Raw genomic sequence first — 26936 nt, 5'->3', positions numbered from 1 at the left:
CGGTTTCCCCCTTGCGTTTCACTACGGTTGTCGTTACTAACTCCGGTTATCTCCTCTCAGATAACAAGTTTTAACCCATGCCGGGCACACTAGGGTGCAATAAGCGCAGCGCATTGCACCGGATGGTGAGGTAGCACATGTGGCGCAATGCCCACCACTGGTTATTGCGCCTTACGCGGGTTGTACGCTTTTATCATAGATCACTATCCCTACTCGGTCGATATGTGCAATTAGATCAATGTTGGTGAGTTGGTTATATTGCGACAGATCCACGGTATAGGGGAGATATAACTCGTCGATTTGGTCTTCGATTTGCATCATTTCAGCAAAATCGAGTATGTGCCCCTTAATCGTTAGATCAATATCCGAGCCAGAACGGTAATTGCCCTTGGCACGAGAGCCATAGATCAGCACTGAATCAATTGTGCTGTGTTGCCTGAAAACACTGTTGAGTTTATCCAGGGTAATCTGTGATAAGCCGAGTTTGGCTGCTACGTCTGTATTCATGACAGATATTTTTCCATTTCTGTTTGCAGATCTTCAAAACAGGGGAAATAATCATTATGATGACCGTCACTAGCTGATTGGCGGTGCCTTCGTTATAGGTGTGTGATGAGATATTTCTGCTTTGAGTCATAGCCATCCATTGTTCACCGTCTACGATCAGCTCCACTTTGAAAGCTGCACGTATCGCATCTTTTGAACCTTTAATATTTGGGTTACCTTGATCCTTCAGAAAATCCTTGAGCACATTCCACGCTAACTCATGCGTGAACTCAAAAGCTTGGATGACTCCCTGTTTTTCCAGTTGCGATAGGGGTCGTTGTCTGCTGAGTGCCACAGCATCTCTGAGCTGGGTTAAGGCTTTTTTATAGTTGCTAAAGCGTTGCTGCCAACGCACATCAGGGTAATTTATCATGTTATTTCACTAGCTGTTTTTAATCGCTTGAAGAAGGCGCAAGAATAGTTAACGCAATCGGTATGATTATTTGGTATGCTGATTATTATTCACCATTTTATACCGGTATGAGTCAGTGTGAGCCACAATCAGAGAAAGCTACCATGAGCCATGACACCTTTAACCTCGATAAGAATCAATTGATTCAACACGCTTTCAGTCAGATGGAGCAGCATATCCAGGAGGCCGGCTATTCTTTACGCCAGAAACTGGCCTTGACGTGCCGCATTCTGTTCGATAATGGTCATGATTCCGGCCTGGCTGGCCAGATCACGGCACGTATGGAGCAGCAGGGTACTTTTCTGACGCAGCGGCTTGGCCTGGGATTTGACGAGATCAGTGCAGGTAATCTGTTGCTGGTTGATGAGAATCTGCAGGTGCTGGAAGGGGACGGCATGGCGAATCCTGCCAATCGCTTCCATGCCTGGGTCTACCGCGCGCGCCCTGATGTGCGCTGTATCATCCATACCCATGCGGTGCATACAGCAGCTTTGAGCATGCTAGAAGTACCGTTGCAAATTTCTCATATGGATAATTGCGTACTCTATGGGGATGTGGCTTTCCTCTCTAAATGGCCAGGCGTGCCGGTAGGCAACGAGGAAGGCGAGCTGATTGCCTCCGCATTGGGCAATAAACGGGCTTTATTGCTGGCGCATCATGGCTTATTGGTGGCTTGTGGCAGTATTGAAGAAGCTTGTCTGCTGGCGCTCGCATTTGAGCGGGCTGCGCGTATGCATCTGCTGGCCGCTTCTGCTGGTAAGATTGAGCCGATTGATCCGGAACTCGGGCGTGAAGCCCATGATTGGATTTTACGTGCGCAACGCAGTGCAGCTGCGTTTGCCTACTATGCGCGCCGCAGCCTGAAACAGTCACACAATGCAGATTGCTTGTGAGAATGATTCCCGTTCAATTCACTTCCCTGACACAGCGCTTCGCGATCTGGTTTGCATTGGTCGCGCTACTACCCATAGCGCTGATTGGCTATAGCCTGTTACGGACGTTTGAGAGCGAAATTCACAAGGCAGCTATCCAACAAGTCTCAGCCATCGCTGATAAAAAAGTGGAACAAATTAATGACTACTTAAATGAGCGCATGCTGGATGCCAATGTAATCCAGGCAGCTGAAACAACCTATCAGGCAATGAATGATTTTACCAGGGCCTTTCATCAGTATGGTGCGGATTCTATAGAGTACCGTAATATAGATGCTATTCACCGCGGTCACTATAAACGGTTTATCGAGAGAGCAAATTATTATGATGTCTTCCTGATTTCGACGGATGGCTGGATAGTATTCAGCTATGCACATGAATCAGATTTTGCTACCAATTTATTGACGGGCCCATATCAGAAGACAGGGTTGGCTCAAGTATTTCGTCAGGCACTCAATACGCAGGCAAGCAGTATCTCGGATTTTGAATATTACGGACCTTCCAAAGGAGAAATTGCGGCTTTCGTTGCCGTACCTATCGTGATTGAAGGGAAGTTAAGTGGTGTATTTGCACTGCAGATATATAGCGAGCATGTATTTAAAGTGTTAACCAATAATATCGGGCTGGGAAAGAGTGGTGAAACAGTGGTCACGCGTCTTGAAAATGCACATACTGCGCTGGTCATGGCGCCTTTGAGTGACGAGCCGGATGCGGCCTTAAAGCGAACCATTCCGTTGGATAACCCCATTCTGTCGACTACCATTAAACATAGCCTGGCCGGTCAGGCGGGAGCAGGGCTGGCTTTCGATTATAGTGGTAATAAGGTGGTGGCGGCCTGGCGTTATCTTCCACGTATGAAGTGGGGAATAGTGGTTCAGGTTGATGTGAAAGAAGCTTTTGCCGCTGTTTTTCGGGTACGCATCATTGATTTTATAATTCTGTGCCTGGCCTTTATCCTGACCACGTTAGGTGCCTTGTTATTCAACCGGCGCGTCGTCATTCCCCTGAAAAAACTCAACCAGGGAGCGCAGGCCATTGCATCCGGGGATTTGCAACAGCGGGTGCCAAGCGAAGGGTGGGATGAGATAGGGAAATTTGCAGAAGCCTTCAATGTCATGACTGAACGGTTGAGTAACAGCTATCGTGAGCTGGAAGATCGTGTGGTAGAACGCACAGCCGAACTGGAGAGTGCTAACGCTGAATTAGCCATTAAGGAAGAGGAGATGCGTTCAGTCGTCGAGCACATGGTGGATTGTGTCGTCACAACGGATGAAAAAGGCGTTATGCTATCGGTCAATCCCGTGATGGAAAAGTTGTTGGGTTATACCTCTGAGGAAGCAGTGGGCCAGAATGTGTCTATTTTAGTGCCTGAACCGGATCGAAGCAAACATTCCTTTTATATGGAGCGATACTGTAAGACTGGGCAAGGTCAACAATATATCGGTCATTATTCTGCCGGATCACATAGCATTGGTCTTGGGCGTGAAGTCGAAGCCGTACACAAAAATGGTGAACGGATTTCTATCTATCTCGCGGTCAGTGAATATTTTGTCGGAAATGAACGCCATTTTACCGGAGTGATGCGTGATATCCGCGAGCATGTAAAGATCATGAAGGATTTAGAGAATGCTCGACTGGACGCAGAGGAAGCGAATAAGGCTAAATCAGCTTTCCTGGCAGTGATGAGTCACGAAATTCGAACGCCTATGAATGGTGTCATTGGGATGATCGAAGTCTTGCAGCAATCAAGCTTGACCAGCTATCAGATGGAAATGACCAATCTGATCAAAGAATCAGCGTTTACCTTACTCGAAATCATCGAAGATATTCTGGATTTCTCAAAAGTGGAAGCTGGCAAGATAGAGATCGAACTTACCCCTATTCCCTTGGCAGCTGTGGTGGAAAAGGCCTGCAGCATGCTCGAGCATTTAGCAGCAAACCGCGGAGTAGAGCTGACTTTATTTACTGACCCGACTATCCCGGAGGAAGTTTTGGGTGATGCGTTGCGACTACGCCAAGTGCTGGTCAATTTGATCAATAATTCAATCAAATTTTCCAGTGGTCAGCAAAGGTTGGGACGAGTGTCCGTTAACGTAAGCATGACTGAGTCAAGTCCCGACCGTGTTCTTATTGCATTTCAGGTGGCCGATAATGGCATTGGTATGAATAAGGAGACACTGGATCGTCTGTTCACCCCCTTTAGCCAAGGAGATGTATCGACTACGCGGCGTTTTGGCGGGACTGGCCTGGGGCTAACGATTACTCATCATTTGGTGGAACTGATGGGAGGAGAAATCACTGTCCAGAGTGTCCTCGGTGAAGGTTCTACCTTTATCGTGCATTTACCCTTTAAGCCTGTACCGGTTAAATCAGCTGACAGGCACGAAAAAGTATTTAATTTGAAAGGGCTTTCATGTCTAGTGGTCGGTAGTGATGAGGGCATCAGTAACGACCTGGTTGCCTATCTGAAGTTTGCTGGAGCGAATGTTGAGCGGGTGATTGATCTTGCTACCGCGCGTGAGCGCATCAAGACGCTACCCCATGGGCAATGGCTACTGGTAATTGATGCCGGTCATGAGGAGCCCCCGGTCGATGATTTGCGGCTGGCTTTCCGCACCCGCATGATGCTGGAAGCACAAGAAAAACCTCACTTTGTCATCGTTAAACGTGGGCGGCGTCATCGCGGACGTATCGAGCCAGACGGATCGGTTACGCTGGACGGAAATATTCTCTATCGACAAGCCTTTCTTCAGGCTGTTGCTGCTGCGGCAGGCAGAGCAAAACTGGAAGAAGAAGTCGCTACGCCGGAAGGGATTAAAAAGGTGACACCCCCCTCCCGTGAGGAAGCCTTGCAACAAGGTAAACTGCTCCTGGTAGCGGAAGATAATGAGATCAACCAGAAAGTGATTCGACAGCAACTGGCTTTGCTGGGGTATACCGCGGATGTGGTACCGGATGGGCAGGAGGCCTTGCAGCGCTGGCAAAGCGGAAACTATGCTTTGCTCCTCACTGACTTGCATATGCCGAAGATGGATGGCTATCAGCTTACCCAGGCTATCCGCAGAGCCCAGCAAGGCAAGACGAGTATTCCCATTATTGCGCTCACCGCTAATGCACTCAAAGGGGAAGCCGATAAATGCCGTGCCATTGGCATGGATGATTATCTGAGCAAGCCAGTGCAACTGCAACAACTCAAAGCGACGCTGGAGAAATGGATGCCTGCCCCCGAATCCAAACAAAAGCCCGCTGCACCTGCTGAGCAGGCTGCGGGCAGCCAGGCAGCTAGCTCGGTCGATGTGAGTGTACTCGAGGCATTGGTGGGGAATGATCCCGCCATCATTCGGGAATTTTTGCAGGATTTTCGTATCAATGCGCGCGAAATTGGCGAGCAATTGCGTAGTGCCGCTGACAAGAACCAATTGGATTTAATTAAGGCAGCCGCGCATAAACTCAAATCCTCGTCGCGATCAGTCGGCGCAATACAGCTGGGCGAATGGTGTGCGAAAATAGAGCAAGCTGTCAAAGACCGCAATGAAAAAGAATTGGCCAATTTGCTGCCTCATTTCGAACAGGAATTAAAAGCGGTCGATACTTATCTGGCGACACTGGATAACAACAAAAAAGCACAATAGGGAAATTAACCATGAAAATTCATGAATACCAGGCGAAGGAGATTTTACGCCGTTATGGGGTAAAGACACCGGCAGGCATCGCATGTTTCAGCGTGGATGACGCTGTCGCCGCGGCTGAAAAACTAGGGGGGGATAAATGGGTCGTCAAGGCCCAAATCTATGCAGGCGGACGGGGTAAAGGCGGGGGGGTCAAACTAGCGCGATCATTGGCAGAAGTACGGTTACTGGCGGAAGGGATGTTGAATAAACCGCTCATCACGCCGCAAACGGGCCCAGCCGGACAAGTGGTCCATCGACTCTATCTCGAACAAGGGGTCGACATCCAGCACGAATATTATGTGGGGATTGTGATCGATCGCGGTCGTCAGCGTGCCTGTCTGATCGCAAGCTCGGAAGGGGGCATGGATATCGAACAAGTGGCTGCGAGCACACCAGAAAAAATCCATAAAATTCTGATTAACCCCATGACAGGGCTCAGTGATCAGGAAGTCAATGACGTGGTGTGCAAAATCGGTATCCCTGCCTCCAGTCAACTCGCAGCCCAAGCTTTACTGAAAGGGTTATATCAAGCTTTTGACGAGAATGACGCCTCACTGCTGGAAATTAATCCGCTCATTGTCACGCGTGACGGTCAGGTACTGGCGTTGGATGCAAAAATGAATTTTGATGATAACGCGCTCTTCCGTCATCCCGATATTGTTGCTTTGCGCGATCTGGATGAAGAGGATCCGGCAGAAATTCAAGCAGCCGAGCATGATCTCTCGTATATTCCACTCGAGGGTAACATTGGCTGTCTGGTGAATGGCGCAGGGCTTGCGATGGCCACGATGGATATCATCAAGCTGTATGGCGGTAATCCCGCTAACTTCCTGGATGTGGGCGGTGGCGCGACCGTCGAAAAAGTAACCGAGGCATTTAAAATCATGCTGCGTCATCCAAACTTGCGCGCTATCCTGGTCAACATCTTTGGCGGCATCATGAAATGCGATGTCATTGCGCAAGGCGTGACCACGGCAGCACGAGAAGTAAAATTAGCAGTGCCGTTGATTGTGCGCCTGGAAGGAACCAATGTCGAATTAGGTAAAAAAATTCTGGCAGAATCGGGATTGCCGATTATTTCTGCCACGACCATGGCCGATGCTGCTGAGAAAGCAGTCGGTGCCGCTGCATAGGAACAAGGGGAATCTAGACCATGTCTATCTTGATTAATAAAAATAGCCGAGTAATGACCCAAGGCATTACGGGTAAAACAGGACAGTTTCATACCCGACTGTGCCGTGAGTATGCCAACGGCCAGCAATGTTTCGTCGCCGGGGTCAATCCCAAAAAACCGGGTGAGCAGTTTGACGGAATCCCCATTTTTGCGACTGTACAGGAAGCCAAGCAAGCCACGGGTGCAACCGTCTCGGTCATTTACGTGCCGCCTGCCTTTGCTGCGGCAGCAATCGATGAAGCAGTCGAAGCAGAGCTCGACCTGGTGATTTGTATCACAGAAGGCATCCCCGTGCACGATATGCTGCGTACCCGTTATAAGATGGAAGGGCGCAAAACCCGCCTGATTGGACCCAATTGCCCCGGCATCATTACCCCCGATGAGATCAAAATTGGCATCATGCCCGGCTATATCCATAAGAAAGGGCGCGTTGGGGTGGTGTCACGATCAGGCACGCTGACTTATGAGGCAGTTGCGCAGCTGATGGCGCTGGGATTAGGGCAATCCACCTGCGTGGGCATCGGCGGGGATCCGATCAATGGCTTGAAACATCGCTATGTGATGGAACTGTTCAATGAGGACGCTGAAACCGATGCGGTATTGATGGTCGGCGAGATTGGTGGAACGGATGAAGAGGACTGCGCGCGCTGGATCAAGGACAACATGAAAAAGCCGGTGGTTGGCTTTATCGCAGGCCTGGCCGCACCGCCCGGTAAACGCATGGGGCATGCCGGTGCCATTATTGCAGGTGGTCAAGGAACAGCGCAGGGAAAAATTGCCGTCATGGAGGAATGCGGCATTCGCGTCACCCGCAACCCGGCAGAAATGGGGAAATTACTCAAATCGGTATTATAACCACAAAGACATGGCTCTAATTCCATTTCAAAATCAAACATGACGCGAAGGCGAACTGCCGATAGTATCAATACTATGGCAAGATAAAAAAGACCAAATCAGGCCGACAAAGTGAGTTTTGAGTTAGAAATGGCATAAGGTTTGCCGAAGAAATCGTTTGGATAAAATAAAAAGGAACAACGATGTATCGAATTTCAGCTGTATCTTTAATGGCTGTGTTTTTAGTCGGATTACTGGCGAGCTGTGCTCCGACTCAACCTTTACCATCCCCTGGCGCGCCTGCAAAACCTGCGCCTGAGGTAGCGCCCGCCCCGGCACCAATGAAGCGCCCGGCTGGCCCGTTACCCCCGAGTGCACGGCCTACTTACAATCTGAGCGGTTATCCTCCTGCCACCAAGGAAGGCTATATTGATGGTTGTGAAACCGCGAAAAAAACCCGTTATGGGTTCAAGGATGAGCAACGCTACCGTAATGATGGGCAATACCGCATGGGATGGGATGATGGGTTTTCGATTTGCAAGGGTAAACGTTAATTCAACCTCAAAACTGCTTTAAGTAAAAAAACGATAGCACGCAAATTTATTCAGACCGTTTCAATTGGGATGAAGCCATTCTTGAGCCTGAAGCCTAAATCAAGCGCGATGCTTTCTTTTTTACTGGCGATCACCATCTTATGTGCTTTACCTGCATGGTCGGCCGATATGCCGCAGGCTGTCCGTCAGGCACTCAAGCAAGCAAGGATTCCTGAGGCGGCGGTCGGTATTTATGTAAAAGAAGTCAGCAGCCAGCAGCCAGTGATTGCGGTTAATTCAGGGACCGCCTTGAACCCGGCTTCGGTGATGAAGCTCGTGACCACCTACGCCGGACTGGAGTTGCTGGGGCCTGCCTATAGCTGGCGAACTGAAATCTATGCATTGGGTAAGATAGAGGATGGGGTGTTACGAGGCGACCTCGCGCTTAAAGGGTATGGTGATCCCCATCTCAATCTGGAAAATTTCTGGCTATTGGTTCGCCAGATCCGGCAGGCTGGTATCAAAGAAATTACAGGCGATCTGCTGCTCGACAACAGCTATTACAATGTGACGGTGGGTGACCCTGGCGCTTTTGATGGGGACCGCTATAAGACCTATAACATTTTCCCTGAAGCACTACTGGTCAATTATCGCACCTCAGCTTTGCATCTGATGCCGCAGGTGGAAAATAATACAGTACGCGTCGTGGCGGATCCTGCTTCGGAATTGCTCGATTTGCAGAACAATCTGAAACTGACTCGCGGTAATTGTGGTGACTGGAGTAATCAACTGCGTGTCGAGGTGCGTGAACGGCAAAACGGTAATGGTCGAACTACCGTTATTCTCAATGGTAATTACGCCATGCAATGTGGTCACAATACCTATTATTTGAGCCTGCATGAAAACCCAGACTATATTCATGATTTATTCAAAAAATTATGGTTACAGCAGGGCGGCTCATTTAGTGGCGCTGTGCGTAATAGCGTCGTGCCAAAAGGAATAGTACCGCTCAGAGTGTATCATTCGCCACCGCTTGCACAAATTATTCGGGGCATCAACAAATTCAGCAATAACGTGGCGGCACGGCAGCTCTATTTGGCGCTGGGGGACACGACCATTCCACCCAATGGCCATACTTCTGTTTCTTTAGCGCAATCCGATCAAATCATCAGACGCTGGTTGTTGACCAAACGTTTAAGCTCTCCGGAATTAATTCTGGAGAATGGCTCAGGGCTATCACGCACGGAGCGGATCAGTGCCAGTCAAATGGGAGAATTGCTGGTCGCAGCATTTCACAGCCCGGTGATGCCGGAATTCATCTCATCCTTGCCAATAGCCGGGGTGGATGGAACCATGAAAAGCCGTTTCAAAGGGACGCTGGTAGCAGGAAGGGCGCATATGAAAACCGGTACGCTCAACGAGGTAGCGACGATCGCGGGTTATTTACTGGATCATAAAAATCGCCGTAATGTGGTTGTTTTCTTTGTTAATCATGCGCAAGCAACTAACGCACGTTCAGCAATGGATGCGCTGATTAGATGGGTGTATGAAAGAGCATAATTAATTCCATTTCCAAATCAATAATGACGCGAGGCGAGCCTCAAACGGTATAAATAATATGGCAAGGTGAAGCCGACAAAGTCAATTTTGATTTAGAAATGGAATTAGGCCGAACGGTACTATTGTAAATGTTATTCTGGACCGATTTACAGTGTACCAATCACACACAGTGTTAATATACGAAGTCTTTCATTATGACAAACCAAAATTCTGAGCTATTCTTTGGCTCGTTGGAATTACGGAATAAGCAATGATGAGACGGCAAGAAAAACAGATCGCGGATAAATTTGGGTTATATTATTCTACTTTTAGTCTGGTAGTTAAAAAATAGAGAAAAGCTAGATGGCGAATAGTAAACCTGATCCCACTATTTCTTGCCTAATATTGCGCTCTCTCCGGCCCGCTCCTGTAAGCGCTATGGATATTCTTGAATTTATGAGGGGCATAAGCGGGTGGACTTTAGCGTCATGTGTTGGTTGTGACAGCGCGTAAGCCGAAATATTCTGCAAAAGGAAGGAAATCTCTATCAGAAAATAGGAGTGGATATTTTTCTTCGATGCAAAATGTTGCGATGATTGTGTCAACAGTGTTCCTTATTGTAATGCCTCGTTTCCGCAAATACCGGAAATTATCAACCGATTTAATCGCGATTCCATGTTAAGCATATTAAAAATGCTTAATGATGTAAGCAACTGTTTCGCGGTCTCGTAATCTTTGTCGAGGCGGAAGCCTTGAAGTATTTCAATCAAAATAAGATCGCCTATACCCAACGGCTCAACATCAAGTAGCATATCGAGCTTGCTTGTTTGCTGCGTATCCAGGCTATTGAAGTAGTCGATCCAGACACTGGAATTTATAAGAATCATCTTGTGGTTCGCATCTCTTCAAGGTCGCCTTCCCACTTTAGCTTGCCCTTGTATGCTTTAATGCTTTCTTGTTTTTTTAGTTTAATCAGAATTTTAAGCGCGAGCTCAACAGCTTCTCGCTTGGTTTTGAGTCCTGTAATTTTGAGGGCATCTTCCATAAGTTTGTCATCAATAACTATGTTCGTTCTCATTAGGAAGAAGCTCCGGTGTGTATAATAAAATCTGTCTATACACATAGTTGTGCGAATCCAGAGTACAGACAAGAGGCACATTCTTATTCCATTTCTAAATCAAAAATGACCCGAGGGCGAGTCGCAGACAGTATAAATAATACAGCAAGGTGAAGCCGACAATGTCAGTTTTGATTTAGAAATGGAATAACGTGAGTTCGGCATAAGGATCGCAACAAACCACGGTGGAAGAGATTGAGCGGGCCTAATATTAAGGGAAGGTTTCTTTTTCACGAGGAACGTATCATTCTAACTTTCAATAAAAAAGGCTCTAGACTAACAGATGATGTCTGTTAGTCTAGAGCTTATATAATTACTCAGTGGCAACTATTTAGGCTGCCCATCGAACAAAAAAGCGATTATTCCGCATCTTTTTCGAAATAAGCAGCCGCATCAAGTAGCGGTTGGGCATTGCCGCCTTGTTGAGCCACAATAGCTGCCGATTCTCTAAGCCGCTCTGCCATTGACTTTGCCTGCTGAGGGTAATTTGAATTCTCCTCTCCCTGTTCCCTCCCTTCTCTTATCCCCTTTCCTTTTTTTAACTTATGCTCTTCCTCTTTCCGTATTTTATTTCTCTGCTGCTCAAACTCATCCTTATTATGTCCTGGTGCGGCATCAGATTTGCCAGGATTATCGGGTTTTTGTCCTCCCGCTGCATGGGCCGATATTGACACCCCTGTGCCGATCGCTATAGCTGTGGCGACGATCAGCAGAGCAAGGATGGTTCTCAATGAATGAATATAGTGTTTCATTTGATTATCCTCTTAATTGTTAACCCTTTTCTATAAAATTACCGAACTAGCGGTTACTTACTGCGTCAGTCCCCGGTTAACCGTGAACACTGCTGGTGTCGTTGTTAAGCTAACTACGCGGACATACTGGCCGCCATAGATTCCTCCACCCATAATCCCCGTAACCTTTAGAGTTACACCTTTGTTTGCTGATAAGGTGACTTGATTGGTGGTCCGATCCCACTCCGCTTGAATAGCTGTAGTCTTCGCGTCGATTCTCTGTCTTGTCTTATCGCCAATATGCCAATACGGCAAATTCAAGACGGGTAATTTAAATAATCGCTCGTAGGCTGCGAAGACAGCGTTTAACCAGTCAAATATCAGGGTATTACCATTTGCATAATTGGCTGCATTCGATTGATGGAAAAAGTGAGGCCATTTATTAAAGGACAACATATGGCGTACCGCATTATCAGCTTCAGCTGCGAGAATTTCTGCATAATTGCGGGGAGTGCAAATCGCCCCGGGTGTCGTGCAGGGATCCTGGCCGGCATTGACAAATCGATCGTGAAACATATAGTTGTACTCATCAACCAGTTGATCCGGATTGATGACATTAACAAACACATTGGTTGGCCAGCGCGGCAGCATAATGCGATTAGAAGACGCACTGCCATCATCGTACTGAGTGATAAATTGCTCAATGTTTTGCGCTCGCTGTGATGAGTCGGAAGCCAGATATTTCACATTGGTAATGGCAGCGGCTCGTAGGAATAGCGGATTGGCACCACCCTCATCAAACGCTACATCGTCATCCTGAACATTGGCCATATCTGTGTGCAGCAAAGGATCATCGGTGCATTTGCGGTCTTTTAGGCCGGAGTGATTGCCAGTTAGCAGGATCCGGTCGTTGTTCGCTTGATCAGGCAGCCCTAGAAGCCCCCATACCGTGCGGTTCTTGGTAATTTCTGCCTGGATAGGTGCCACGGTAGTGAAGGTCTCATAATCACACGGAGCATTTGCCGGAGTTGGTGCTTTATCCATGTCTGCATGCGTAAAGGTGTGATTGATGTAACGGAACGCATTTTTGTTGGTGATTACTGCCGCTACCAAATCTTCCGTCAGATTTGCAACCAGTGTCGTGGCTTCCGGATCAACCACAGCCCCGGATCCATTGAATGGAAAATCGAGTTGGAAAGCGCTGCCTGCCGTGGGATGGGCAGCCCGAAAGGCAGTTTGCTTGCCCACAAGATTGTTGATATCGCCGCTGTTCAAGCGATAGGTTTGCAACGGATTATCCGCTTTAAGGCTGGGATCCCATAGCGTATTCGCTAAGAACAAATCATCCAAATGGGCTGCCATATAAACGTGACGTCCTCCCACGAACACGCCTTGCGTCGCCCAATTGATAAACTCGTAAGCCAATACTTTTGAATGGATGAGGAATGAAGCATGGGTAATGGTCGAGATCATCACCTCACGCGCTGGCGTGGTCTGATTGGGCAACTTGTATTGTACGATCGATAACAGCGCCTCTCCATTGGTGGTTTTCAGCAGAGGGGTAACACTCGGGATAGTGCCATCGCGTGGACCCGCATTATTATTGCGGGGAGTGGCTGCAAAGGCAAAATCAGTAATCGGCAACGGATTTGCCAGGTTTACCGATTCAAGTACCTCTTTTTGATAGGCAGCCGGTACTGACCACTGCGTATTGTAGCTGGCTGCACTGGATGAAAAAACCAAGCCATAATCCAGGTAGATTCCGAATGGCGCATTGGCATCAAAATAAGTGGCGGGCCACCCCGACAAGACGGCTTCACGCACCTTAAAGTCCTTTTCGTAATTGTGCAGAATGTCCCACTCTGCCGGGGTGAAGTTGGGAGTCAAATCGGAGAGGGTCAGGATAATACCGTTATAGTTACCTACACAACCCGCATCCAGAGAGTTGCAGGCTACACCATTCAAAGAGGCGAGCATATCGGCAGTTAAATCCTGGGTGTTAGCATTGAATACTTCATAGAGTACGTCCATTTCATCAAGAACAGGCTTAATATAGCTGAGTCCCAGATCCTGGGTTACATCTCCTGTCGAAATAACCAATACTTTCAATTTGACCACATTATCGGCAAAGGCAGGCGGCGCTATCATTAATGCTAGCCACATTGCCACAGTGACAAGCAGACCCCCTGTTAATCTCCAATTCTTTTTCATAAACATCCTCCTTTTAGACCATATAAATATTTTCTGAGGTTAAACCTCTAAGCTTCTACAATTTATTATTATTTCTATTATCTTTAAAGATTACAAAAGCATAAATTGTATTAAAAACACAGCATAATTCATGCCAAGCTATATAATTCGTGAATAAACATCATGTTGCAGGTAAACGGAGCATAAAACTGAATTGAAGTGTAAAATTCTGCGACATGATTTTGTTGTGCTTAGAGAGAAAACTACGTTCTTGATTTAGTACAAAAAGATCTGGTTTTAATACCAGGTAAGTCCGCATCAGCGAGATAAAGAGGAGTAGGGAAGTGTGCATGGGTGTATGCACGTGCGCTGCGAGAGATATTATTTAATAAAATTGTAAAATTCTTCGACAGAATTTTATTCAAAACTCAAATATGTTATTCAGTATCTGTGTATTATTATCTAATATACATAGATAATATTTATAAATGGTTGAGTTATTTATTTTTCTTTTTCTGTAACTAAGGGCTGTGGACGATTAGAACGGTGATACCAAAAAAGCGTAACACAGTTAAAATTAACACAAACATGGCTTAGTTTTGTATAAAATCGGCTTTTGGTGAAAAACGTCTCTGCCGGTCTGAAGCGGTATCGAGCAGGAAACATACGATATGACAAGCTGAAGAGAAAATACGAAAGCATGACCGCCATGGCTTGTGGGTATCTGGGGCTACCTATATGAAATACCAACTAACCTTAGTATTTTATTTGCATCTGAATTGTTATAGAAAAGAGAAAATGATATCTGTTCGAAGGCGCGCTGCATTTCAATTATTGCTGCTGATTGTTGGTATCAATTGTGTATTTCCAAGCTGGGCGGATAAAACAAATGGAATATTCTCAGCACAGCAATCATGCTCAGCCTATGTATCCAAAAATAAACTGACTAACCCAGGTAATGCCGAGCTTAAGGTGGGAGAGCATTACCAGACGCTCGAGGTGAATCGGCCTGATCATCCAAGCTGGTATCGTATTATCGTCCCGAATGCTTATCCTAAAGAGCGCTGGGTCAGTGCTGACTGTGGTCAGTTCCAGTCAGAGGAGGGGTTAGGAACTGGGGCAGTCGTAAAAAATGAAGCTTGTAATACCGCTGGTCGAGCAGATAGTTATGTACTCGCTCTCTCATGGCAGCCTGCATTCTGCGAAATTAAACCACAAAAATCAGAATGCCGGATTACCAATCCTACCTCTTATCAGGCACGTCATTTTACTTTGCATGGCTTATGGCCCAACCAGCAGTCATGTGGAGAGCGTTATGAATTTTGTGGTGAGGTTCGTGCTAAGAAAGAGAAGTTTTGCGATTACCCGGCCATCAAATTAGATTCAGATTCCCGGACCGCCTTAGCAGAAGTCATGCCCAGTGTAACAGCCGGCTCTTGTTTGGAACGGCATGAGTGGCATAAGCACGGCACTTGCCAGACCATTTGGTCTATGGAGGAATATTATGATCTTTCAGTGGATTTAACCCGCCAATTTAATGAGGCAGGGATGGCTTATTTTATGAATCGCAGAATCGGTCAGCAAGTACGTACCGAGCATTTTCTGAATCATCTTACCGCAGTCCTGGGTGCAGCAGCACGCGAGCGGGTGAAACTGAACTGTGAACAGGGAATGCTAGTGGAAGTACAGATCAGCCTGATTGCTGACCTGACGCCAGGCAAGGATCTCGAACAACTCATTGCACAGGCGCCAAAACTAACTCCTTCTTCCTGTCAAGAAACATTTTTAGTGGATCCTATCGGCTATCAGCAATGAACGACATAAATAAATCAACAGATATAAAACACCATTCAACCTGAGCCTGTCAAAGGTCGATTCCTGTTGTTTAGCGATTCACGGTTCGACCAGCTCAGGGCAAACAGTGGAAACTGCCCGCTTAGTGTGTGCGAGAGGAAAAAATATTTTTCCCTACCTGATACCTCTCGCAGGGATAAGGAACATCTATAGCCTGACCAGTTAAGAATGATTCAGAATGTATCGGATTCAAAGAGCATGTCGACGGTTTGGTTGTTTACCCAGTACTTTGGACAACGCCTATTTGTGTTCGATAGAACACCCCGCGTAGTATGTGCTTACCATCTGGTGCAATGCGTTACATTTATTGCACCCTGCCAGCTAAATCAAACATGACTTTGTCGGCTCTTGTTGCCGTATTATTGATACTGTCTACAGCTTGCCTTCACGTCATGTCTGGTTTAGATGAGAATTCTTTTTGAATCATTCTTAACTGGCTAGGCTATATTGAAAAATCCGAGGTGCATCAATTTTTCTAAGAATTTCTACCATTTCTTAATGCATGAGTAAACTATTGTTCGTATTTAATCTCATGATAACTCATTGATATAATTTAATATATTAATATTATTCAAATAAGGTTACAGAATTGATCTTATTTGGTATGTTTTAGCATCATTTCGTTGCTTCTGAGTGCTGGTTATGTTACAAGTTTCTGAAAAAGAAATAGAAAATCGCTTGAGGTTGGATAATTCTTGGTGGCAAGCGGGCAATGGAATCGAATCAGATTACTAAATCTTTCCTCGTCGCGCATATCTGCATGATTTTTCAAGATTGATGCGTCAGGAGGTAAATCGGTCGGTAGTGCTGCTCGGACCACGTCGCTTTGGCAAGACCATTCTGATTTATCCTGCCATTCAGGATTTGCTGGATATATACGGCGTTAGTGGACGAGATATTTTATACGTTTCACTGGAAATCCCGCTTTATACGGGATTAATGCTTGAGGGCTAGGTGACCCGTTTTTTGAAGTTGTTTCATCGTCCTGAAGGTATACAGTTATATGTATTTTTCGATGAAATCCAGTACTTAAAAAATTAGCAAGTGCATCTCAAATCACTGGTGGACACATTTCGTAGAATTTGTTTTGTTGCAACCAGTTCTGCAGCTGCAGCACTCAAGACCAAAAGCATTGAATCCGGAGCAGGGCGATTCACTGAGTTTGTATTGCCATCTTTAACCTTTGCTGAATATTTACGTTTTATCGAGCGTGAGGAAGAGCTGATTCGTGAAGAAGAAGAACGCGGAATCTTGCGCTTTGCAGCGAATGATTTGCATGGATTGAACGAAGTTTTTATTGATTACCTGAATTTCGGTGGGTATCCTGAAGCTGTGTTTATGCAAGCTGTACGTCAGAATCCGCGTCCCTATATCAAGAGCGATATCATTGACAAGGTGTTGCTGCGAGATTTATCCATTTTGTATGGTATTACGGAATCGAGGAGTTGAATAGTCTCTTCAGTACGCTAGCATATAACACCGGGCAGGAATTGAGCCTGGAAGATTTATCTCAAACTTCGCATGTTGCAAAAAATACACTAGTAAAATATTTAGAATAACCTGAGTTCGGGATAAGAAGAGTGAGAGTGAGCGCCTGCTTTTTTGCGTAAAATTATGTTCCCACACATAAATTAATCGCATCCGGGAGACGCCCATGGACAGTTTAACCGAACTTTTTTGCCTTATGGATGATTTCTGCCGCCTGTTTGAACCCACTTTAGAGCACCGTCTTCTGGAAACAGGAGCAAAAAAGCGCAAACGCTGAAGCCAGTTAAGCTTGTCGGAGTTGATGACTCTGACCGTTTTATTCCATCAGTTGCGCTTTCGCCAGTTCAAGAGTTTTTACCTGGTCTACGTGTGCCGCTACTTGCGGACTGAGTTTCCGAAGCTGCCGAGCTATCAACGATGTGTGGAACTCCTGCCCCGCTGTGCAGCTCCCTTGGCAGCCTTGTTCGAGGTACTCAAAGGCCAATGCGACGGGATTTCCATTGCCGACGCCACCCCGATCGCTGTTTGTGATAACCGGCGCATCGCCCGCCATCGAGTCTTCGCAGACAGCGCCCAGCGTGGCAAGACCTCGATGGGTTGGTTCTATGGATTCAAGCTCCACGCCATTATCAACTCCAAGGGTGAGCTGATCCGCCTCCAGCTCACTCCCGGCAATGTGGATGACCGTCAGCCCATGCCCAACCTCTGCCAAGGACTGTTCGGCCAGTTGTTCGCCGATAAGGACTATATCGCCCATTGGCTTGACTTCGACACTGGCCCGGCAAGACCTTCAACTCATCACTACCCTTAAGAAAAACATGAAGCCTGTGCCTCGTACCGAGTTCGAAAAAATCATTCTACGCCGCCGTTCCCTGATCGAGACGATCTTCGACGGATTGAAGAATCTTTGCCAGATCGAGCACACCCGCCATCGCTCCCTTTTCAATTTCCTCGTCAATCTGATGGCTGGCATCGTGGCTTACTGTTTGTCCGATAACAAGCCAGCCTTGAACCTGACCAGGGTCAATAGCTTGGCCAAAGCTTGAAAGCTTATCCCGAACTCAGGTTAGAATAGCTTGAAGCAGCTTTTTTAATTCGGCGTATTCGTTGCGTGGACCAGGATGCAGCACATTTTAAACGCGCTACAACATTCAAGGTGTATCTGACCAATACAACGATGCGCACGGCATTGTTTGGTCCTGTGGATGAGCATCATGAAACAATCGGACAATTGGTCGAGACAGCAGTGTTTAGTCAATGGTTACATAACGTAACGTTTGTCGACTCGCTTTATTACGCTCGCTGGAAACGTGGGGAAGTGGATTTAGTCAGTCTTGATGCCCAGCAGCGACCACGGTTTGCGGTGGAGGTCAAATGGTCTGATCGTCCGTTCGAAGATCCCCAACAGTTCAAAGGCTTGCTCGAATTCTCTAAGAAAAATCCATTGACTCGTATTCCTTTGGTAACGACGTACTCAATGGTGGGCATAAAGTTGATGGCAGGTATAGAGGTAGAGTTTGCTCTGAGCAGCTTACATTGTTATGCAGTAGCGAAAATACCTTGGAGCGGAAACTTTAATAAGGAGCAAACCGCGGTTTGCTATTAGAATTTGTCACTCACAATAACTGATAGGGATCCTTTATCCCTCGACGTGCCCGCCTTACTTTACCAAATGTTTTACTTTACGTTTTCTAATATTTTGCTCAATTATTAGAATCACTGGCCGTTATATATAGTATTCAGGAGAATACGCTAGATGAACATCTGTAACCATACCTAATTAACCTTACTGAAACAGATACAGCGGCAAATCTCGCATGACTTGCTGGTCAATAATTTTATAGGTCTTTAATTAGTAAAATTGCAAAAGCTTGATTCAGGCAGGAATATGAATAAGTGCTGAAAGTGTTATGACAAGGCTGATAAATTGACTCAGCACATTCGCAACAAGATCTTCATAAGAAAACTGATAATGTCATATTCTACACTTAATTTTTTAATTATTAAATGATATATTTATTGAATTTTCTTGCTTGCCTTGGCGAGCACTTTAACCCTTCGCAAAGAAGCTATAAAAATTTGCTAGGAACACTGTTGATAATCACACAATATTCTAAAAATTGTAAAGAAAATCTAATAAATACCTACGAGAGCAGGGCAGACGGAACTCGGTTATGTAAAATAAGCTTTGCGAGTTTTGCTGAGGCGACATATCACGTAGAGAGGCAGGAAGCGAGTGCTGGTCAATATAGCGATTGGATTACGCAGTAAATAAATTAAACTTCGTTTTATCGAAATTCCGTTTTGGTGAAACTTCGTTTTCAAAATCTCTCAACGAAAGATATGATTAATCTTTAGTACTGACTAATATCTATTGATAAAATTATGCAAACATACATTCACCCCGTTATCCTTTCTGGTGGTAGTGGTACTCGACTATGGCCACTTTCCCGTGCTGCTTATCCCAAACAACTGCTGTCGCTGGTGGATAAAGAAACCATGCTGCAAGCCACGCTTGCTCGAGCAATCAGCTTGCCCCGAACACAGGCCCCTATATTAGTATGTAATTCAGAGCATCGCTTTCTGATCAGAGAGCAATGTGAGGCAATCGACATCACCCCAGCGGCAATTTATCTTGAATCGGTCGGACGCAATACTGCCCCAGCCATTGCACTGGCCGCACTCCATCTTGCGCAAACGGATGAAAATGCCATGATGCTCGTTTTGCCAGCTGATCATGTCATCGAAGATCAAGCTGCCTTTGCAGAAGCCGTGAACACGGCAGTACAAGCCGCCCAGGAAGATTATCTTGTCACCTTTGGCGTAGTGCCGCACGCGCCGGAAACAGGTTATGGCTACATTAAGGCGGGAGAAGCGATCTCGCTTACGACATCGACTTCGCTTAACCCCTGCCGGGTGCAATCTTTTTACGAAAAACCTGATCGTGCAACCGCAGAGGCTTATCTGAAGGAAGGTGGCTACAGCTGGAATAGCGGCATGTTCGTTTTTACGGCTAAACGTTATCTGCAAGAATTGCGGCGGCACCGGCTGGATATATTCGCTGCCGTACAAAAAGCCTGGCAGGAGAGAACAGCAGATATTGGCTTTATCCGTCCCTGTGAGAGTGCATTTTTTGCTTGCCCTTCGGATTCCATTGATTATGCGGTGATGCAAAACACCGAGCAAGCCGCAGTGGTGCCCGCACAATTTGGTTGGAGCGATGTTGGTTCCTGGGATTCCCTCTGGGGGATTGCGCCTAAGGATAAGAACGGCAACGTTACCAGTGGCGATGTCTACCTTGCTGATACCAAAAATAGCTACATCCGCACCGAAAATCGCTTGGTTTCCGTGATAGGTCTTGAAGACGTTGTGGTCATCGAAACGGCTGATGCTGTGCTGGTGATGCATAAGAGCAAAGCCCAGCTCATCAAGAATGCTGTGCAGCACTGTAAAATAAACGATCGGAAGGAACACCTGGAACACCCTCGCGTGCATCGCCCCTGGGGTTGGTACGAAGGTATCGATCAAGGAGAACGCTTTCAGGTCAAGCGCATTATGGTGAAACCAGGAGAAAAACTCTCGCTACAGATGCATCACCATCGTGCAGAACACTGGATTGTGGTCAGCGGCACCGCCAAGGTCACAGTCGATGGCAAGGAAATTCTGCTCACTGAAAACCAATCAACCTATATCTCGCTCGGCCACGTTCATCGGCTGGAAAACCCGGGAAAAATCCCTTTGCATTTAATTGAGGTTCAATCCGGTTCATACCTTGGAGAAGACGATATCGTAAGGTTTGAAGACAATTACGGCCGTACCAGCTAATTCTATTTCCAATTTAAAATGACGAGAAGGCGTGCTGCAGGCAGGTTGAACAATATGGCAAGGAAAAATCGATAAAGTAAGTCTTGATTTAGAATTGGAATAATAATAAGTATTTAGAAAAGGCGTTTAGAGAGCAAATGAAAAGTATCTGTATCACCGGGGCAGTTCAATCCAATTTACAAATCGTTGCCAATATTCTGCATCAAGCCGGCATGAAGGAGTCAAAGCCAGTTAAGAATGACAATTCTGTTGACATAAGATTCTGGCATGAGCAAGTCATGGCCCTGACAATGGAAGATTTCGGCAGTGCGCAATCGATCGCTAATCCTGGCAGACTCTGGGAACAACTCGCAAGCGATATTTTTGTTGCCAACATCAAATCAAGAATATGGGGTTGGTCTGATACCTACAGCACCTGGCTTCTCGACTATTGGCTTGGCTTTGAGCCCCACCTCAATTTCATCCTCGTTTGTATCTCACCACAACAAATGCTTGCGAGTGTCATGGCGACTGAAACAGAGACTCTTTCTGTCGAAATGGTGATGAATACCTGGCAGGCATATCATCAGGAATTATTACGTTTTCACCTCCGCAATCCACAACGTAGCTTGCTGGTTGATTTTAATGAGTGCATCAGTTATCCGGAAAATTTAGTCAAACACTGCACTGAACAATGGAAGCTTCCGCTCACTACCTCATTTGATTCAATCCAGTTCGAGGTAACAACTGATCCCTTAGCTATTTATCTGGCTCATCAGTTGTGCCAGGACTATCCTCAAGTCACTAGTTTGCATCATGAACTTGCAGCTACGCTCACACACCTCAGTAATGGAGATCAAACTAACAAAACGAGTACCCTCGGACCCACGCAAATTATTGCTGGTTACCGTGCCCTATGCGATCGATCTGCCGAATTGCGACAAATTCAAGCTGTTGAAGAAGAGCTTGCAAATCTCAGGATCAGCTTCGAACAAACTCTAGCGAGCTATACACAAAAGCAGAAGGATAACGAGGATATATTTAACGAAGCTACTCGGGAAATTGAACTCTTGCTTCAGCAGTCACGCCAGATGCAGGGGGAACTTGAGGCAGCTTTCGTAAAACATGAATCCCAGCAAGCACAGATCAACTCCTTGATCCAGACTAATGCTGCGCTGGGAGCTGAACAGGAAGCGTTGCTGCAGGAAAAAACGGTGATGGCAGCACAGCAGGAAGCACTGAAGCAGGAAGTGACGATGCTTAGCAATATGTGTGAAGAACAAAAATCAATTGTTAAGCAATTGAGACACTGACTCAAGAGCGTGATACGCACGTTAACCAAGCAGCGGAGCGACAAGCTCGAATCGACTCTTTGGCTCAAGCGAATGTTGCTCTGAAAACTGAACAGGAAACTCTGGTGAAAGAGAAATCAACGATACTCGCACAGCAGGAAGAGCTGAAACTAGGAGTAGCAGCGCTAAGTAAGGCGCGTGATGAACAGAATGCGCTTGCGACCAATCGCCAAGAACAGATTGAAGTATTAAAACAAGAGCGTGACAGCTATGCTAATCAAGTAATAGAACAGCAAGCACGGATCGAATCTTTGAATCAGGTCAATGCTGCTCTGAAAAATGACAAAGAAGCGCAGATTAAAGAAACATCAACAGTGATGGCACAGTTTTGGGCGCTGAAGCAGGAAGTCGTGATGCTCAACAGACTTCACGATGAACAAAGTGAGCTTGCGAATCAACTCCAGGCTCAGATTGAAGCGCTCACTCAAGAGCACACTAGCCATGTGGCCGAAAAACAAGCTCATATTGACTCCTTAACTCAAGCAAATGCGGTTCTGAAAACCAACAATGAAGCACTAGCCCAGCAGAATTCAGCAATTGTATCTCAGCTTGAGCAACTTGATAAAAATCAGACAGAAAATAATGAACTTTTGTTGCTTCAACTCCATCAAGCTCAACTGGAAAGCGAGCAATCCTTCCGACAGCAACAAGAGGAAACACTTGATCGTCTCCAAATAGCTGAAGCTCGATGGCAACGCTTGTTACAGCGCAATCCTGCTTATCTGGATTATGAGACAATCAAAATTCTACCCGCTTTACTCGGTGAAGATAAAGCAATAACATGGCAATTAACTAATTTGTTTATTGCTGGGCATCTACTCCCCACTCTTGAATTCAGAACACCGCTTGAACAAGGTATTGCAGGAATAATATTCACCCGTTCGTCAGAAAGTATTTCTCTCTTTACTCGCTGGCCCGCTTCAGCCAGACATCATAATGAACTCATTCTTATGCCTGTCGGGGAAAGAATGTCCACTGAGAAGTTCATCGAAACTTCATTTGAACTGACTACTAGTGACTGGAATTTAATCCAAGCCCTTACTGCATTATTGATTGAAAAACTTGCTTCCCCTGATTTTATTAAGGAATATACTGATATTCAGGCTGAAGCATTTCGCAGCGGACTGGAAAAGTTTATGCAGATTCTTAAGAAGTTCCCGGCAACAGTGCGCTATGATCAAGTTCAACTCAAGAGTGTGCATACTACACTTGGCTATGAACATTTGTGGTTACATTTTGATAATTTTTCATTCCACGGCAAAGGCTGGCCTGAATTTGAATTTCGTATCGCCTGTGCGGATGTTCAGCCAAATCAGTTTGGTGCTCATCCCAGGCTGGAATTTCCAGAAGAAGGTGGTCAGGTTCCGTTCAATGCCTGGTTCGTAGAATCATATGATGATTTTGGGACCAAGCTCGAGTTGCGTTTTGCACAGCCTGATGCCATGGATATGGCTATCTGGTGGCGCCTGACGGAACACGACCGTACCTTTCTTGCCGCACTGATCAAATGTTTACCATTTATTCTTGACACGGTGAAAAATTCGGATGGGAAGCTCCAAAGGCCGTGGGCGGAATGGAGCAAATTGGCCACCGAAATACAGCGTATCTTCGCAATGCGTACTACTGTATCTCTGGTGCCAACACCAGTGCCAGCGGTACCAATGTCCGTTGCTTCTATTAAGTCCACGGCACCGTCAACGAGTGCTTCATCCCCGGAAGAACCCAAGCAAACTCAGGAGCTGCTTTCTGTGGTTAAGCCCTCCGAAAAATCATCAACTCAAACTGCATTAAAGACGAGTGCTGCTAAATCTGCTTCAGGTACAAAAAGACGCAGAGTCCAAAAATGATATATTCACCCAATATCAAACAACGACCAACGATCGTTAAAAAGTCACTGAGCTCACTTTGTGTGTTGCAAAAGCTTGCGCCACCGCAAGCGATCATTCATATTGGTGCAGGGGATGGCTATGGGGAAATGCATCAATGGAGACAATGGGATGTATCCCATGCTCTCCTCATTGATGCAAACGAAGACCGCCTCGAGTGGGCACGACCATTAATTGCCGAGAATCCTAGTTGGTACGCTATTAGTGCAGTTCTTTCCGAAAATGAAGGTGAGATTGACTACTACCAGGCGAGCAACCCTGAAGAAGATGGTCTCATTTCTCCACAGCGTTTGAGCAGTCTCTGGCCTAATCTACATACAACAGATCAAAGTGTTTGTCCTTCCCGGCGTCTTGATCATCTCCTGGCTGAAGATATCGGTAGTACATTTGCACAAGCCGACTCGATCTGGGTATTTGTCGATTGCCTTCCTGCTTTGCCCATCCTCAGAGGCGCCGGTATATACATCGAGCAGTGGAATGTGCTCAAACTTCGCGTACTGCTTCATCCTGCTGCCGAAATCGAAGAAGACGCGGCGCTGCAAAGTATCGAAACCTATCTTCAGCCACTAGGTTTCCAGTGTGTCGAAATCACGGAAAGCAACCACCCTGCGATCGGTTACGCACTTTTCGCCCGGAGCTGGAAAAGGATATTGCATTCTCGAACTGAAACGCTTGGTAAGGCGAATGCTATTCTAACTGATGAAGTATTAGCACTAGTGAGACAGCAGGAGGCATTGAATCAGGATGTAGCAGCACTTAGCAAGGCATATGAAGAGCAAGAGGCGTTAGTCGATATCCACCTGGTGCAGATCGAATCATTGACACAGGAGCGCAATAGTTATGCCAGCCAAGCAGCGGAGCGACAAGCACAGATTGACACTTTGGGTCAGGCCAATATTGCGCTGAATGCTGATGCGGAAGCATTAGCTCAGGAGAAATCAGCATTGACAGCGCAGTACAAGGCGCTGCAACAGGAAGTTGCAGCGCTAAGCCAAGCACGTGATGAACAAAACGAATTAGTAAGTCAGCATCTTGTGCAGATTGAAGCATTAACGCAAGAATGCGTCAAACATGCCAGCCAATCAGCGGAGCGACAAGCGCAGATCGACACTTTGGGTCAGGCCAATATTGCGTTAAATGATGGTGCAGAAGCATTAGCTCTGGAAAAATCAATATTGGTTGCACAGTACGAGGCGCTGAAGCAGGAAACGACAGCGCTAAGCCAAGCACGCGATGAACAAAATGAATTAATCAGTCAATATCTTGCGCAGATTGAAGCATTAGTGCAGGAAAAATCAGCTCTGGCAACTCAGTATGAAATACTGAAACAGGAAGTGGCAGTGCTAAGCAAAGCACGTGACGAACAAAGTGCATTAGCTAATCAACGTAAAGTACAAATCGAAGCACTGACACAACAATGCGACAGGCATAATAGCCAAGCGACACAGTTGCAGACGCAGATTGATACTTTGACGCAAACTAATGTTACTTTGAAAGCTGAAAAGGAGGAAATAACTCAGGAAAAAATAGTACTAGCAACTCAACGTGATACTCTGAAGCAAGAAGTGGCAACGCTTAGCAAGGCATTCGATGAACAAAGTATATTAGCTAATCAATCATTGACGCAAGAGCGTGATAGTCATGCCAGCCAGGCGGCGAAGTTACATGCACAGATCAATACCTTAAAGCAAGCCAATATTGCTTTGGAAACTGATAAGGGGACAATCACCAAGGAAAAATTAGAACTAGCCGCTCAGCATGATGCTTTGAAGCAGGAGATGAGCGTGCTTAGCATGGCGCACTATGAACAAAGTGCGTTAGCGGACCAACGGCAGACGCAGATCGATGCCTTGACACAAACTAATATTGCCCTGGATGCTGATAAGAAGACAATAGACCAGGAGAGAACATTATTAGCAGCGCGGTACGAGGCACTGCAGCAAGAAGTGGCAGCACTGAGCAAAGCACGTGACGAACAAAGTGCATTAGCTAATCAACACAAGGCACAAACCGAGGCGCTAATGCATGAGCGTGATAGTCATGCCAACCAAGCAATGCAACTGCAAACTCAAATTGTTACCTTAACACAAACAAATAATTCATTGAATGATGAAAAGAAAGCAATAGCTCAGGAGAAATCAGTGCTAGCGAGACAGCAGGAGGCGCTTAAACAAGAGATAGTAGCGCTTAGGAAGGCACGCGATGAACAAAGTGCATTAGCGAATCAACGCCAAGAGCAGCTTGAAGTACTCGCACAAGAGCGAGATAGTCATGCCAACCAAGCGACGCAGCTGCAAGCTCAAATCAATACTTTTACACAAACTGATATTGCCCTGAAAGCTGATAAAGAAGCTTTGATTAAGGAAAAATCCGCACTGACGGCACAGAAAAAGACGCTTAAACAGGAGGTGACAGCTCTCAATAAGGCACGTAACGAACAGCGCGCGCTAGCAGATCAACGAAAGAAACAAATTGATACGCTGACTCGGAATAACGTCGCGCTAAAAGCTGAAAAAGAAGCACTGATTCAGGAAAGACTGAAATTATCGGCTCAGTTTGATGCGATAAAACAGGAAGTGACAAAGCTTAACAGAGTCTGTGATGAACAAGGTACATTAGCTCATCAGCGTTTGGCGCAAATAGATATCTTGACCCAAGACCAAGCTGAGCAAACCAAGCTGGTTGCTCAATACAAAACTGAGCTTGAGCAACTTCAATTAAAATTACGGCAATCGAGTGTACGTATTACTCAATTGGAGTCGGAGCTTGCCGAAAACAATACTCGGCAACATCTAATTAACGAAGAAATGATCAAAGCCGAGGCACAAATCGAGCTCATTAAAGATGTGTTACTTAGAGAGCCTGGATTGTAA

The 26936-nt window shown here is 46.2% G+C and carries 20 protein-coding genes and 1 pseudogene; 15 read left to right on the top strand and 6 right to left on the bottom strand.

The features are described 5' to 3' along the window. Window positions 1-171: 171 nt before the first annotated feature. Complete coding sequence (locus tag BM283_RS09250) at window positions 172-507, bottom strand: nucleotidyltransferase domain-containing protein (protein ID WP_090692315.1); 336 nt, start codon at window positions 505-507, stop codon at window positions 172-174. Next, window positions 455-919: a nucleotidyltransferase substrate binding protein gene (locus BM283_RS09245; RefSeq protein WP_090692312.1), complete on the bottom strand. Its 465-nt coding sequence runs from the start codon at window positions 917-919 to the stop codon at window positions 455-457. Before BM283_RS09245 ends, BM283_RS09250 begins: the two co-directional genes overlap by 53 nt. A 62-nt stretch (window positions 920-981) precedes the next feature. Here BM283_RS09245 and BM283_RS09240 point away from each other — a divergent pair, with 62 nt between their 5' ends. The 6 genes from BM283_RS09240 (at window position 982) to dacB (ending at window position 9662) form a co-directional block, all read left to right on the top strand. Next, window positions 982-1851, top strand: a complete 870-nt coding sequence (locus BM283_RS09240) for an aldolase (protein ID WP_254776304.1) — start codon at window positions 982-984, stop codon at window positions 1849-1851. A 2-nt stretch (window positions 1852-1853) separates the two neighbouring features. Beyond that, window positions 1854-5522, top strand: coding sequence for an ATP-binding protein (locus BM283_RS09235; RefSeq protein WP_090692309.1), 3669 nt, complete (start codon window positions 1854-1856; stop codon window positions 5520-5522). A gap of 11 nt (window positions 5523-5533) precedes the next feature. After that, window positions 5534-6694 carry an ADP-forming succinate--CoA ligase subunit beta gene (sucC, locus tag BM283_RS09230; RefSeq protein WP_090692307.1) on the top strand — a complete coding sequence of 387 codons (1161 nt, stop codon included), beginning with the start codon at window positions 5534-5536 and terminating at the stop codon, window positions 6692-6694. 20 nt (window positions 6695-6714) lie between these two features. After that, window positions 6715-7590: a succinate--CoA ligase subunit alpha gene (sucD, locus tag BM283_RS09225; RefSeq protein ID WP_090692304.1), complete on the top strand. Its 876-nt coding sequence runs from the start codon at window positions 6715-6717 to the stop codon at window positions 7588-7590. A gap of 182 nt (window positions 7591-7772) precedes the next feature. Then, a complete protein-coding gene (locus tag BM283_RS09220) occupies window positions 7773-8123 on the top strand; it encodes a hypothetical protein (RefSeq protein ID WP_090692302.1) in 351 nt (116 codons plus the stop codon). 81 nt (window positions 8124-8204) lie between these two features. Continuing rightward, window positions 8205-9662 (top strand): D-alanyl-D-alanine carboxypeptidase/D-alanyl-D-alanine endopeptidase, encoded by a 1458-nt coding sequence (gene dacB / locus BM283_RS09215; RefSeq protein WP_254776303.1) that lies wholly within the window; start codon window positions 8205-8207, stop codon window positions 9660-9662. A 593-nt stretch (window positions 9663-10255) separates the two neighbouring features. Here the strand turns inward: dacB and BM283_RS09210 are convergent. From BM283_RS09210 to BM283_RS09195, 4 genes are all read right to left on the bottom strand, one after another. Continuing rightward, the gene (locus tag BM283_RS09210; protein ID WP_254776302.1) at window positions 10256-10528 is read right to left on the bottom strand and encodes a PIN domain-containing protein; all 273 of its coding nucleotides are present in this window, start codon (window positions 10526-10528) and stop codon (window positions 10256-10258) included. Beyond that, complete coding sequence (locus BM283_RS09205) at window positions 10525-10719, bottom strand: type II toxin-antitoxin system VapB family antitoxin (protein WP_090692297.1); 195 nt, start codon at window positions 10717-10719, stop codon at window positions 10525-10527. Before BM283_RS09205 ends, BM283_RS09210 begins: the two co-directional genes overlap by 4 nt. Window positions 10720-11117: 398 nt before the next feature. Next, window positions 11118-11510, bottom strand: a complete 393-nt coding sequence (locus BM283_RS09200) for a hypothetical protein (RefSeq protein ID WP_090692295.1) — start codon at window positions 11508-11510, stop codon at window positions 11118-11120. A gap of 57 nt (window positions 11511-11567) precedes the next feature. Further along, window positions 11568-13700 (bottom strand): Agd3-related carbohydrate deacetylase, encoded by a 2133-nt coding sequence (locus tag BM283_RS09195; RefSeq protein WP_090692293.1) that lies wholly within the window; start codon window positions 13698-13700, stop codon window positions 11568-11570. A gap of 777 nt (window positions 13701-14477) precedes the next feature. Here BM283_RS09195 and BM283_RS09190 point away from each other — a divergent pair. From BM283_RS09190 to BM283_RS09155, 9 genes and pseudogenes are all read left to right on the top strand, one after another. Beyond that, window positions 14478-15494 carry a ribonuclease T2 family protein gene (locus BM283_RS09190; protein ID WP_090692291.1) on the top strand — a complete coding sequence of 339 codons (1017 nt, stop codon included), beginning with the start codon at window positions 14478-14480 and terminating at the stop codon, window positions 15492-15494. Between the two features lie 816 nt (window positions 15495-16310). Beyond that, complete coding sequence (locus BM283_RS18790; protein ID WP_175492083.1) at window positions 16311-16487, top strand: AAA family ATPase; 177 nt, start codon at window positions 16311-16313, stop codon at window positions 16485-16487. Window positions 16488-16577: 90 nt separating this feature from the next. Continuing rightward, window positions 16578-16982, top strand: a complete 405-nt coding sequence (locus tag BM283_RS09185; protein ID WP_090692288.1) for an AAA family ATPase — start codon at window positions 16578-16580, stop codon at window positions 16980-16982. 205 nt (window positions 16983-17187) lie between these two features. Beyond that, window positions 17188-18067, top strand: a pseudogene (locus BM283_RS09180) (IS982 family transposase). 47 nt (window positions 18068-18114) lie between these two features. Continuing rightward, a complete protein-coding gene (locus BM283_RS09175; protein WP_090692286.1) occupies window positions 18115-18627 on the top strand; it encodes a DUF4143 domain-containing protein in 513 nt (170 codons plus the stop codon). Window positions 18628-19406: 779 nt separating this feature from the next. Next, a complete protein-coding gene (locus BM283_RS09170; protein ID WP_090692283.1) occupies window positions 19407-20846 on the top strand; it encodes a mannose-1-phosphate guanylyltransferase/mannose-6-phosphate isomerase in 1440 nt (479 codons plus the stop codon). A gap of 137 nt (window positions 20847-20983) precedes the next feature. Next, a complete protein-coding gene (locus tag BM283_RS09165) occupies window positions 20984-22138 on the top strand; it encodes a hypothetical protein (protein ID WP_090692280.1) in 1155 nt (384 codons plus the stop codon). 104 nt (window positions 22139-22242) lie between these two features. Next, on the top strand, window positions 22243-24024 hold the full coding sequence (locus BM283_RS09160; RefSeq protein WP_139225232.1) for a coiled-coil domain-containing protein: 1782 nt from the start codon (window positions 22243-22245) through the stop codon (window positions 24022-24024). Then, the gene (locus tag BM283_RS09155) at window positions 24021-26936 is read left to right on the top strand and encodes a coiled-coil domain-containing protein (protein WP_090692276.1); all 2916 of its coding nucleotides are present in this window, start codon (window positions 24021-24023) and stop codon (window positions 26934-26936) included. Before BM283_RS09160 ends, BM283_RS09155 begins: the two co-directional genes overlap by 4 nt.

Source organism: Nitrosomonas sp. Nm34 (genome assembly GCF_900113925.1).
Taxonomy (GTDB): Bacteria; Pseudomonadota; Gammaproteobacteria; order Burkholderiales; family Nitrosomonadaceae; genus Nitrosomonas.
Note: the sequence above shows the minus strand (reverse complement) of the source record. Positions and strands in the feature narration are given on the sequence as shown.